The sequence below is a fragment of the Streptomyces sp. NPDC002537 genome (assembly GCF_053594975.1).
In genome coordinates this window covers 185,845-197,358 of sequence record NZ_JBSFWT010000003.1, presented here as the reverse complement: position 1 = coordinate 197,358, position 11,514 = coordinate 185,845, and the positions used below count along the sequence as shown (strand labels likewise).

The following is an 11,514-nucleotide window of genomic DNA, read 5'->3' as shown; positions in this document are numbered from 1 at the left end:
TCTTGAAAATTCAGCCCGTCCGGCGTTTGAGGACAAGCGGCGCAGCCGCTTTGGGAGCCCGCCCCCTACGGGCGGTGGCGGTGGCGGCGGCGCACCGCCGCCACCCCCTCCGTCGTGACGTACAGCACCAACATCCCCACAGCACACAGCACAATCCAGTCCCCCATGCGCACATAAGGACTCGTCCCCCGCGCCAGCGGGACGTCGTAGACGACCGCCGCGCTGCTCCCCGTCCCCAGCCGGGAGCCGAGCCGCCGGCCCCGGGCGTCTGCCGCAGTGCTGATGCCCGTCAGCGTCGCGTGCACCATCGGCCGCCATGTCTCCGCGGCCCGGAGCGAGGCCAGTGACGCGTGCTGCTCCGGTGCCCAGCTGTGCTGGAAGGTGGAGGTCGAGGACTGGGCGACGAGCAGGGCGGCGCCGTCGCGGGCGAGTTGGCGGCTCATGTCGGGGAACGCCGTCTCGAAACAGACCAGCGGGCCGATCCGCAGGATGCCCTGCCGGGTGGGCACCCCCATCACCACTTGGCGGTCGCCCCGCATGCGGTCCTCGCCCGCCGCCTTGCCCACCGACGTCGCCCAGCCGAGGACCGACCGCGCGGGCACGTACTCCCCGAAGGGCACCAGCCGCATCTTGTCGTAGCGATCGCCTGTCGGTCCGTCAGGTCCGATGAGCACGGAGCTCTTGAAGATGCCGGGGCGGTCCGAGCGCCGTGCGTCCACGTTCACCAGCAGGTCCGCGCCGACCGAACGGGACAGCGCCGCCAGCCGCTTGCGCAGGTCGGCCCGCAGGTCCAGGTCCTGGCCCACGCTGCTCTCCCCCCACACCACCAAATCGGGGCGCTGCCCGGTGAGTTGCCGGGTGAGTTCCTCCTCGCGGTCGAAGCGCCGCTCCGGGCCGGGGACCACACCCGGCTGGACGACCGCGACCCGCGCGGTGCCCGCGCTCCCCGGCACCGGGGCCCACAGCCACACCGAGGCGACCGTCACCGCGCACACCAGCACCCCGACGACCCCGGCCACGCGCGTATGAGGAGCCCGGATCAGCAAGGTGACGGAGGTGTTGAGAGCCACCAGGAGGAAACTAACCAGCCAGATCCCGCCCACCGAAACGACCTTCAGGGCGGGTGCGACCTGCCATTGGCTCGCCCCGAACACCCCCCAGGGGCCTCCCAAATACTCCCAGGAACGGGCAAGTTCGACCATCAACCAGCCGGACGGTACGAGGACGAGGGCCGCCAGTGCCCGTCCCGGCCCAGGTGAGCCGCCCAACAACCGGTGAACCAGCAGGCCCCACGGGGCCCACAACACCCCCAGCAGCCCAGCCAGCACAAGAATGAAGATATGGAGGCTCGGTAGCAGCCAGTGATGGACGGCGAGGAGGAAGCCCGCGCCGCCGAGCCAGCCGTCGAGGGCCGCCCGGCGCGCGCTCGTGGCCGACCGGAGCAGCGCCAGCCACGGCACAAGGGCCACATAGGCAAGCCACCACCACGCGGGTGCCGGGAAAGCCAGCGCCGGCAGGGCGCCCACCAGGACCGTCACGGCGGCACGCGGCCACGGCCGGGAGAGGAGGGCGGCGCTCCGCCCGGCGGGTGGTGTCATCGCCATGCCGTACCTCCTGGCGGCTCGGTGGTCCACCGGCATCGGTGATCGTCGATCATTCATCCGCCCTATGTGTGAGCGAGATCCGGCCATCCCCAGGATCCTCGAACAGCAAAGCCCTTCGAGGAAAAAACCCTGACAACGGCGTGCAATATTCAACCGTTCCTACCCATCTGGAAAATGCTTTTGGCTTGATTCGATCGAAAACGATCCAACCCGAACCTTGCGTCCCGCGCTGGAAAGGTGTGAGCGGATATGCGCCACGGGTTATCCACGGTCCACCCTGGGCAGGTAACCGCGCAAAAGTGGACAGGAACGTTGTGAGTCGGCCTGGGGAGGCGGCATGACAGGCGTACGAGAGCGGATGACGGTCCAACCCTTGGAGGTCGTGCCCTTCTACTGCCCGATACCGCCGGCCGTGCACCCTCGCATCCGGGAGATCGACGAGGCCTCGGTGGAGTGGATGCTCGAACAGGAGCTTGATACCTCGCCCCATCAACGGCAACGTCTCGTCGGGTGCGACTTCGGCGGGCTGACCGCCAGGACCATGCCCTACGGCCAGGCGGACCCGCTGGCCCTGGTGGCGAAATTGCACTCCGTGCTGTTCTCGCTCGACGACGCCGTCTGCGACGAGTCGGGCGCGACCGCCCACGGCCTGGCCCATGCGACCTCGCGGATCATGCGGGTCCTGGAGGCCCCCACCCCGGAGTGGCCGGATGACACGCCCCACGCGTCGGCACTGCGCGCCATCCGCCTGGAGCTCGTTCAACACGCCACGCCGCGCCAGCTGCGGCACTGGGTGGAAGGCATGCGCACCTACCTGTCCGGCCTGGTGTGGGAGGCGGCCTGTCGCCGGGACCGTGGGCTGCCCTCCGTCAACGACTACTCCGCGATGTGGATGCGCGCCATCGGCATGGCACCGTCCACGGCGCTGATGGACATCGCGGGGGGCTACGAGCTCCACGACCACGACCTGGACCGGCCCGAGGTCCGGGCCCTCACCGAGATGACCTGGACCCTCGTGGCCTGGGACAACGACTTCTACTCACGGAACAAGGAGATCCAGCGGGCGGGTGACAACCTCAACCTGATCGACGTGCTCGCCCAGGAGCGGGACTGCGAGCCCGCCCGCGCCCAGGAGGAGGCCGTGGCGATGCGGGACCGCGTCATGACCCTCTTCCTGCGGTTACGCGAACAGCTGTGGACCCGGGCCGGAGTGGAGCTGCGCTGCTATCTGGTGGCGCTCGGGCACTTCGTCCGGGGGCACCTCGACTGGGCCTCGGCGTGCGCCCGTTACGCCGACCCGTACGGCGCGGCCGTCGCCCAATGGTGGAAGTCGACACCATCGGACGACAGCCTGGCACCGCTGCCCGTCCCCTCCATCGCCTGGTGGTGGGACCAGCTGGAGAACAGCCCCTATCCGCGCCGCAGCCAGGCCCGGAGCGACCGCCACCACGCCCGCCGGGGTGCCGGGGCATGGGCCGGGGGAGCAGGTGTGGCCACCGGCTGCGCCGGCTGAGCGACCCGGTCCGGCTCGGCCGGACCGGGTTCCGCGGCAGCCTCCGGCAGCGGCGGCTGATGAGGCGTGAACTTCGCCGGAAGGGCCAGAAGATGACGTGACATCAGGGCGGAGGAGTACTTCAGCTCGGACTCCTCCACCGCCATCGTGAGGTCGGGCAGTCGCAGGAGCAGGGCGTCGATGCCCGTGTCCGCGATCGCCCGGCCGACGTCCTGGCCCGGACACTCGTGCTGGCCCCCGCTGAAGGCCAGGTGCGAGCGGTTGCCGTGAATGGGGATGTCCGGATCGGGGCGGACCACCGTGTCCATGTTGGCGGCCGCCAGCCCCAGCACCAGGGCGTCCCCCTCCTTGATGTGCTGCCCGGCGAGCTCGGTGTCCTGCGTCGCCCAGCGGCCCAGGATGGTGATGAACGGCGGCTCGTCCCACAGCACTTGCTCGACGGCGTCCGGCAGCGTCATATGGCCGCCCGCGAGCGAGGCCCGGAAACGGACGTCGGTGAGCACCATCTTCAGGGTGTTCGCGATGAGGTTCGCGGTGGTCTCGTACGCCGCGATCAGCACCAGCCGAAGATGCTGCTGCACCTCGTCGTCCGTGAGTCCGGCGGGGTGCTCCAGCAGCCAGCTGGTGAAGTCGGCGCCCGGCTCCACATGCTTGCGCGCCACCAGCTTGCGGAGGGTCTCCTGCACATACGCGTTGCTCTCGACCGCCGTCGCGGACCCCTTGATCATGTCCCGGGCGGCATTGACCAGCTGGGGGCCGTACGCCTCCGGCATGCCGAGCAGCTGGGTCATCGCCATCATCGGCAGCTGCTCGGCGAACTGATGGACGAGGTCGGCCCGGCCGGACGCGCAGAAGCGGTCCACCAGCTCGTTGGAGAAGCGGGTGACGTGCCGCCGGATCCCCCGCTTGTCGAAACGGGCGATGCTGTCGTTCACCGCCCCGCGCCAGCGCTCGTGCTGCTGGCCGTCGGCGAAGACGCAGACCGCCTGCCAGGTGGCGATCGGCGCCAGTGGGTGAGTGGGCGTCAGCCGGCCTTCGCGCGCCTCGCGCCAGAGCCGGGAGTCACGGGAGAACCGGGACGGCGTACGGGCCACCTCGAGGTTCTCGCGGTAGCCGAGGACCAGCCAGGCGGGGAGGTCGCCGTGCAGCAGTACGGGCGCCACCTGGCCGTGCTCCCGGCGGAGCCGCTCGTACAGCCCCATGGGGTTGCTCTCCGCCTCCTGCCCGTACAGCCGTGTGATACCGCCGGGCCCGTGGGCCGCCGGGCACTGGGGGGGAGGCGACGCGACCCGGGAGTCGGCGCGGGAGTGTTCTGGGGGGAGGTTCACTGGGGCTCCGGGGAGACGGTCGTGAGGGTGTAGAGGTACTGCATGAGGGCCAGCAGGGTGTCGCGGCACGAGGCCCGGTCCCGGGCGTCGCACTCGACCATGGGGACGGAGTCGTCGAGGTCCATGGCCGCCCGCAGTTGCGCCATGGGGTAGGTGGGGGCTTCGGGGAACCGGTTGACGCCGACGACGAAGGGCACACCGCGCTCCTCCAGCCGTCCGATCACGTCGTAACTGACCTCCAGGCGGCGGGTGTCGAGAAGCACCACCGCGCCGAGGGCGCCTTCGAAGAGGCCGTTCCACAGGAACCAGAAGCGCTCCTGGCCGGGGGTGCCGAACAGATACAGCACCAGGTGCTCGTTGATGCTGATCCGGCCGAAGTCCATGGCCACGGTGGTCTCGGTCTTGTGCTCGATCCCGGCGAGGTCGTCGACGCCCACCCCGGCCTGGGTCATCGTCTCCTCGGTGGTCAGCGGCCGGATCTCGCTGACCGCGCCCACCAAGGTGGTCTTGCCGACGCCGAACCCGCCGACGATGACCACCTTGACGGCCGCGGTGGCCGACGCCGGGAGGACGTCCTCGCTCCGTGGCCCCGCATGGGTGTCGGGGCCACGGAGGTCAGAGCCTTTGCAGTCCATTCATCACCGCCTCCAGAAGTTGGACGTCGGGCAGCGCCGCCGCCGGCACCGGCGGCCGGGCCTCCACCTGGTTGCCCGTCAGCAGCTCCGTGAGCAGGAGCGTCAACGTGCTGACGGGCAGCTCCAGATAGGCCGATATCTCGGCGACGGACAGGGGGTAGTCGCACATCCTGACAATGGCGGCGTGCTCGGGCTGGAGCCCGGGGTCCGTCTCGGTCCGGGACACGATCAGTGTCACCAGGTCGAGCTCCGCCTTCTTCTCCGCGCGTGCCTGACCGCCAGTGAGGATGTACAGCCGGTCCGGACTGCCTGGCGCCGTCGCGGGGTCGGGTCCGGCCTCGCTCATGTCACGGACCCGCTGACCCGCGGCGGGCTGGTGAGGTGCGAGCCGATCCGGGCCACCAGGTCCCGCATCCGCATGCCCATCAGCTCGGCGTCGACGTCGTCATCGGCCAGCACCGCCAGGAACGCCCCGGCCCCGGCGGCCATCAGATAGAAGAAACCGCCGTCGACCTCGATCACGACCAGGCGCATCTGCCCGTCCCCGTGCGGGAATTCGGCGGCGATCGCCGTCGAGAGGCTCTGCAGTCCGGCACAGGCGGCGGCCAGCCGGTCCGCGGCATCCGGATCGGTGCCGTGCTGGGCCATGCGCAGGCCGTCCGAGGACAGCACGATCACGTGGCGGGTCTGCGGAACACTGGTTGCCAGGTCCTTGAGCATCCAGTCCATGTTGAACCGCGGCTGCGTCACTTGGCTACTCTTCCTTGTCTGACGGGATATCACTGTCCGGCCGGGCGGCGCTCCGCTCCGAGGGCTCCCCGTTGATGCCTCTGGTGAAGGCACCGAGCCACATGCCGGGCTGCTTGGGGGGCTCCTCCGGGCCGGTCTGCCGTGCCTGCCTCGTGGTCTCCGCCCGCTCGCGCTCGCGCTCCCGCTGGGCGGCCGCCGCCCGGCCGAAGGGGAGCGGCGCGGGCCCGCGCCGCCGTCGGCGCTGCGGCAGGCCGCTGTCGCCGAGCGGCGGCGGGACGAGGTGCTCCATCATCGGCGGCGGAGCCTCGGGGCCGGGTGCGGGGATCTTCTGGCCGGGCCGCCGCCTGGACTTGAACGGCGGCAGCTTGGGGGCGCGCGCGATGTCGCCGCCGGGGTGCTTGCTCGCGGTGATCAGGTCCATGGGGATGACCAGCACCGCGCGCACCCCGCCGTACGCGGAGGGCCGGAGCGACACGCGGAAGTCGTAGTCGCGGGCGAGCCGGCTGACGACCGCCAGGCCCAGCCGCGGCGCCTCGCCGAGGTCGTCCAGGTCCAGCGCGCCCTCCCGGTTCAGCACCCGGTCGGTCCGGCGGCGGGCCTCGTCGGTCAGGCCGACGCCCGCGTCCTCGATCTCGACCGCGATGCCGGACTGGATGTCCACGGCGGTGAGGTGCACCCGGGTCTGCGGGGGCGAGTAGCGGGTGGCGTTGTCCAGCAGCTCCGCCAGGGCGTGGATCACGGGCTCGACGGCGGCCCCGACCACGGCGACGTCCGCCACCGAGTGCAGGTCGACCCGCCGGTACTCCAGGATGCGCGACATGGCGCCGCGCAGCACGTTGTAGAGGGGGATCTCGTTCTTCCACTGGCGGCCGGGGCGGGAGCCGCCCAGCACCGCGATGCTGTCCGCGAGCCTGCCGGTCAGGGCGTTGCCGTGGTCGAGGTGGAGGAGGTCGCCGAAGACGTCCGGGTCGTTGCCGTGCTTGTGCTCCATCTCCCTGATGTCGTAGGCCTGTTGGTGGACGATGGCCTGCACCCGGCGGGCGATGTTCACGAAGGCGCGCTGGGCGGAGTCGCGCAGCCCCTCCTCCGCCTGCACCGCTTCGATGACGGACTTCAGTACCGAGCGGTGCGCGGCCGCGTAGCCCGGTTCGAGGTCGTGGGCCGGGAGGGTGTGCCGCAGGACGGTCTCGGTCGGCTCGCCCCGCTGGAGCAGCTCGATCGCCTTGGGCAGCAGTTCCCTGGCCAACCGCCGTGTTTCCGCCTCGTGTTCGTCGAGCCGGTGGCGGAGCGCGGCCTCCTGCTCGGCGCAGCGCCGGCGCAGCGCGGCGATCACCCGTCCCCGCCGGGCGGCCTCGGAGGCGGCCAGCGCCACGGCCACGGTGGCAGAGGATCCGCACCAGGCCACCGGCGCGCGGGCCGCCGGGGCGACGGCGAAAATCGCCGTGCCCGTGCATACCGCCAGCACCAGGGGGGAGATCAGCCATATCAGAGCGGATGCGGGCCGCCGTCGAGCAGACGAACCGGTACCAACCATCGGGATCCTCGGAACTGTTGGGATAAGGCGCGGGTGCCGGGGCGCGGCGTTCTCGATGCACCTGGAAACGGCACACCTGGAAAACGGCGGCAGCACAGCACTTGTCCGCAGCGTGCCGTGGTCGTCACGACCCGTTGCGCGACATGGAGCGTAGCCTGTCGCGCGCCGCTACGGCGTGAAGTTGTCATATTCGCTGATTGGGCTGACGAGGGAATTCGAATGCCCTCATAATGCCCCGCGGCATAAATCCCGAATGAACTTGCGAATTTCTTGAATGGGAGTTCGATGCTTTTCGGACGGCGTGTTTCGGCCCGGTCCAGGCCAGGCGTGAAGGTCACGCTCCCGGGTGGTGCGTCCGCGGAACGCTGCACCTGGCCCGGCGGGCGGGGTTAGGCTCACCCCACCACATCCTCCGGGGAGACATCGCCATGTCAGGGCCTCAGCGTGAACAGAACGCATCCGCCGCCCTGTTCGAGCGTGAGCTCGAGCTCGAGACAGCGGAACGGGCCGTGCGCCGCTTGTGCGGGCACGTACCAGAAGGGAGGACCCAGCTCGGCGGCCTGCTGCTCTACAGCGGCGAAGCGGGCCTCGGCAAAACGGCATTGCTCGGCGAGATCCGGCGGTACGCCGCGGAGAGCTGCCGGTGCACCGTGCTCTTCGCGCGCGGCAGCGAGTCCGCGCAGTCCGTCCCGTTCCATGTGGTGCGGCAGTTGTTCCAGCCGACTCTCGCCGCGATGACCTCGGCGGAGCGCAAGGAACTCCTCGACAGCTGGCACGAAATCGTCGGTCCCGCGCTCGGCATCACCCCTCCGGTCGGGCAGCAGGACCCGCAGGGTGTCCGTGACGGTCTCGACTGGCTGGTCACCCAACTCGCCAAGCACAAGGGGCCGGTGGTCCTCGTCGTCGACGACGCCCACTGGGTCGACGCGGAGTCGCTCTCCTGGCTGACCGCCTTCGCCGTACGGCTGCGCGAGCTGCCGATGCTCGGCATCCTCGCCTACCGCCCCGACGAACTGCCGGACCACACACCGGCGTTCCGCGAACTGGTCGCCGGGCGCGCCGAACGGCCCGTCGAGCTGCGGGCGCTGACGCCCGAGTCCGTCCGCAAGCTGGTGCACGGGGCCTACGGCGACAAGGCCGACGCCCCCTTCTGCCGAGAGGTCTGGGCGGTCACCGGCGGCAACCCCTACGACGCCGTCGAGCTGATCGCCAAGACCCGCGACCGCAAACTGAAGCCGATCGAGGAATCCGCCGCCCTCCTGCGCGACATGGGTGCGGAGACCCGCGGCAGCGGTCTGGTGTCCGTCGTCGAGCAGCTCGGTTCCGCGGTCCTCCGGTTCGCCTACGCCGCGGCCGTCCTCGGCACCGAGATCTCGCCGACGATGGCCGCGGGCCTCGCCGCGATGGGCCCCGCGCAGGCCCACGAGTGCGCGGACAAGCTGCGCAAGGCCCGTATCCTCAAGGGCTCCGCCAATCTGGAGTTCGTCCACCCGCTGATCGGCACCGCCTTCTACCGGGCGATCCCGGCGGCCACCCGTACCGCCATGCACGGACAGGCCGCCTGGGCGGTGACCGAGGCCGGGCACGGCGCGGCCGTGGCCTCCCGCCATCTGCTGGAGGTCCATCCCGACGACGACGCCGAGCTGGTCGCGCAGCTGCGGGTGGCGGCCCGCGAGCACCTCGCCGTCGGTGCTCCGGACGCGGCCCGCCGCTGTCTGGAGCGGGCGCTGCAGGAGCCCCCGCCCGAGGAGGAGCGGGCCTCGCTGCTGTACGAGCTGGGCTGTGCCACGCTGCTCACCTCGCCGCCGACCACGGTCAACCACCTGAAGACGGCGCTCGCCCTGCCGCATCTCACCGACGAGCTGCGGGTCGACGCCACCTACCGGCTCTCCCAGGTCTACGCCCACAACAACCAGCTCAGGGAAGCCGCGGACGTGGTCCTGGCGGCGGCCGAGCGCACGCCGCCGGGGCCGGGCCGGATGCGGCTCCAGGCAGCGCACTACCTGTGGCTGGGCATCCAGGTCAATGAGGAGGACACCCCCGGCAGGTCCCGGCGGATCGCCGAGCTCGCCGATCACCTCCAGGGGCGGAACAACTCCGAGCGCGCCCTGCTCGCGATCCGCGCCTTCGACGGCCTGGTCCGCGGCGAGGACGCCGTGCGCGTCGTCGAGCTGGCGGACCGCACCCTGGTGGACGGCTACCTGCCCAAGGGCCTGGACTGGACGAACTCCGAGTGGGGCTTCGAGATCCCCAGCCTGATCGGCATCGTCTATGCCTACACCGACCGGCTCGACCAGGCCGAAGAGCTGTTCAAGGGGGCCTTGCGGGACTTCGAGGTGTCCGGCTGGCGCGGTGCCCACCTCGCCTTCGCCCATCACTTCCTCGGTCTGGTCCACCGGCGCCGCGGGGATCTGGACCACGCCGAGAGGCTGGTCCGCGAGGGGCTGAAACTGACCAGTCGACTCGCTCCCGACCTGCCCATCAACTGGGACGGCACCTGCCTGCTGATCGACACCCTGCTGGCCCGTGGCGATGTGGAAGGTGCCCAGGCCGTCGCCGAGGAGAACGGATTCCGCGCCCCCTACTCGCCGGCGATCGTCCTCCCGGACGCCGCCTGCCTCGCCGGTCGGCTGCTGCTCCTCCGGGGGCGCACCAAGGAGGCCGTCGCCGAACTGGAGCTCGCGGGCCGCAAGCTGGATGAGCGCGGCAGGAACAACACTCTCTGGGCGCCCTGGGCGTTCGACCTGGCCGCGGCCGTCGCCCCCGACGAGCCGGAGCGCGCGAAGTCCCTCACCGATCAGGCCGTGCAGAACGCGGCACGGTTCGGCACCGACACGGCTGTCGGCGAGGCGCTGCGCCGGGCGGCCTCCGTGTCCGACCCGGAGGAGGCGGTGTCGAAGCTCGACCAGGCCGTGCACCAGCTGCGCAGGTCGCCCTGCAAGTACGAGTTCGCGGCCGGTCTGGTGGACCACGGGACGGCGCTGCGCCGAGTGGGTCGCGTCGTCGAGGCGGAGGACAGGCTCCGCGAGGGCCTGACGCTGGCCGAGAAGTGCTGCGCCGACGGCCTGGTCGAGAAGGCGCGTGCCGAACTCGCCGCCCTGCTCAGCGAGGAGGCGGAGGCCGACAGCCGATGACCGTGCGGTGAGGCCCGCCGCGCGTCAGGACGCGCGGCGGCCCGATTTCCTCGCCGTGGTCTTTTTCGCTCCCCCGGTGGTGGAGTTCTCGGAGGCGGTGCTCTCGGCCGTGCTCTTCCCGCTCCGGGAAGAGGCGGCGGAGGGCGCCGCCTTCTTGGTGGCCGCACGCTTCCGCGGGGTGGATTTCTTCGCCGGGATCCGGGTCGATTTCCCGGCCGACCGGCTTCTCGCGCTTTCCTCGGCGGGCTTCTTGGCGGCGGAGTCAATGGACGCCTGCAATGCGGCCATCAGGTCGATGACATTGTCGGGCGCCGGGGCGGTGGCCTTTTCCGAAGGCACCGGCTTGTCGGCCAGATGGGCGGAGATGAGTTCGCCCAGCGCGATCTCGTATTCGTCCTCCAGTGCTTCGAGATCGAAGTCCTCGGACAGGGTGTCCATCAGGCTGGTGGCCATCTTCAGTTCCTGCGGCCGTACGGTCACCGAGGCGGGCGGGGCCAGGCCCGCGCTGTCGCGGATCTCGTCGGGCCAGTACATGGTGTGCAGGGTCAGCAGCTCTTCATGGACGCGGAGCAGCGCCAGCGACTCCCGGGTGCGCAGGGCGATCTTGGTGACGGCGACCCGGTCGGTCTGTTTGAGGGTCTCCCGCAGCAGGACGTACGGCTTGTTCGCCGCCGCGCTCTCCGGCGCCAGGTAGTAGGAGTTCGACAGCTGGAGCGGGTCGATCCGGGCCGAGTCGACGAAGGCCAGTACGTCGATGAGCTTCTTGCTGGGCAGCGGCAGCCCGGTCAGCTCGTCCTGGGTGACGACGGCGGTGCGCCCCTCGTCGTCCTCGAAGCCCTTGGCGATGTGCTCGTAGCCGACCTGCGCGCCGCACGCCTCGCAGACCCGCTTCAGGTGGATCCGGCCGCCGTCCGCGTCGTGGACCTGGTGCAGCTTGACGCCGTGCTCCTGGGTGGCGGCGTACAGCCGGACGGGCACGGAGACGAGCCCGAAGCCAATCGCACCTTTCCACATGG

Annotated in this window: 9 protein-coding genes; 2 read left to right on the top strand and 7 right to left on the bottom strand. The window is 70.7% G+C overall.

Annotation, left to right across the window (positions count from 1 at the left end; all coding sequences use genetic code 11):
* Positions 1-65: 65 nt before the first annotated feature.
* Positions 66-1,604, bottom strand: a complete 1,539-nt coding sequence (gene lnt, locus ACWD4A_RS02755; protein ID WP_451188468.1) for an apolipoprotein N-acyltransferase — start codon at positions 1,602-1,604, stop codon at positions 66-68.
* Between the two features lie 337 nt (positions 1,605-1,941).
* On the opposite strand from lnt, the gene ACWD4A_RS02750 reads away from it, so the two are divergent.
* The gene (locus tag ACWD4A_RS02750) at positions 1,942-3,117 is read left to right on the top strand and encodes a terpene synthase family protein (RefSeq protein WP_451188465.1); all 1,176 of its coding nucleotides are present in this window, start codon (positions 1,942-1,944) and stop codon (positions 3,115-3,117) included.
* Here ACWD4A_RS02750 and ACWD4A_RS02745 read toward each other — a convergent pair.
* Genes ACWD4A_RS02745 through ACWD4A_RS02725 form a run of 5 tightly spaced genes read right to left on the bottom strand, consistent with a single transcriptional unit; the run spans position 3,015 to position 7,364 of the window.
* Positions 3,015-4,445: a cytochrome P450 gene (locus tag ACWD4A_RS02745; RefSeq protein WP_451188462.1), complete on the bottom strand. Its 1,431-nt coding sequence runs from the start codon at positions 4,443-4,445 to the stop codon at positions 3,015-3,017. The two genes, ACWD4A_RS02750 and ACWD4A_RS02745, sit on opposite strands and share 103 nt — an antisense overlap.
* A complete protein-coding gene (locus ACWD4A_RS02740; RefSeq protein ID WP_451188459.1) occupies positions 4,442-5,080 on the bottom strand; it encodes a GTP-binding protein in 639 nt (212 codons plus the stop codon). The genes ACWD4A_RS02745 and ACWD4A_RS02740 overlap by 4 nt, the downstream gene beginning before the upstream one ends.
* The gene (locus ACWD4A_RS02735; RefSeq protein ID WP_451188456.1) at positions 5,061-5,426 is read right to left on the bottom strand and encodes a DUF742 domain-containing protein; all 366 of its coding nucleotides are present in this window, start codon (positions 5,424-5,426) and stop codon (positions 5,061-5,063) included. The genes ACWD4A_RS02740 and ACWD4A_RS02735 overlap by 20 nt, the downstream gene beginning before the upstream one ends.
* Entirely contained in the window at positions 5,423-5,809 is a 387-nt protein-coding gene (locus tag ACWD4A_RS02730) for a roadblock/LC7 domain-containing protein (RefSeq protein ID WP_425315908.1), read from the bottom strand. The genes ACWD4A_RS02735 and ACWD4A_RS02730 overlap by 4 nt, the downstream gene beginning before the upstream one ends.
* Positions 5,810-5,834: 25 nt before the next feature.
* The gene (locus ACWD4A_RS02725) at positions 5,835-7,364 is read right to left on the bottom strand and encodes an ATP-binding protein (protein WP_451188453.1); all 1,530 of its coding nucleotides are present in this window, start codon (positions 7,362-7,364) and stop codon (positions 5,835-5,837) included.
* Positions 7,365-7,792: 428 nt separating this feature from the next.
* Here ACWD4A_RS02725 and ACWD4A_RS02720 point away from each other — a divergent pair, with 428 nt between their 5' ends.
* Positions 7,793-10,498, top strand: coding sequence for an ATP-binding protein (locus ACWD4A_RS02720; RefSeq protein ID WP_451188450.1), 2,706 nt, complete (start codon positions 7,793-7,795; stop codon positions 10,496-10,498).
* Positions 10,499-10,522: 24 nt separating this feature from the next.
* Here ACWD4A_RS02720 and ku read toward each other — a convergent pair whose 3' ends face one another.
* Complete coding sequence (gene ku, locus ACWD4A_RS02715) at positions 10,523-11,512, bottom strand: non-homologous end joining protein Ku (RefSeq protein WP_451188447.1); 990 nt, start codon at positions 11,510-11,512, stop codon at positions 10,523-10,525.
* Between the last annotated feature and the right edge of the window lie 2 nt (positions 11,513-11,514).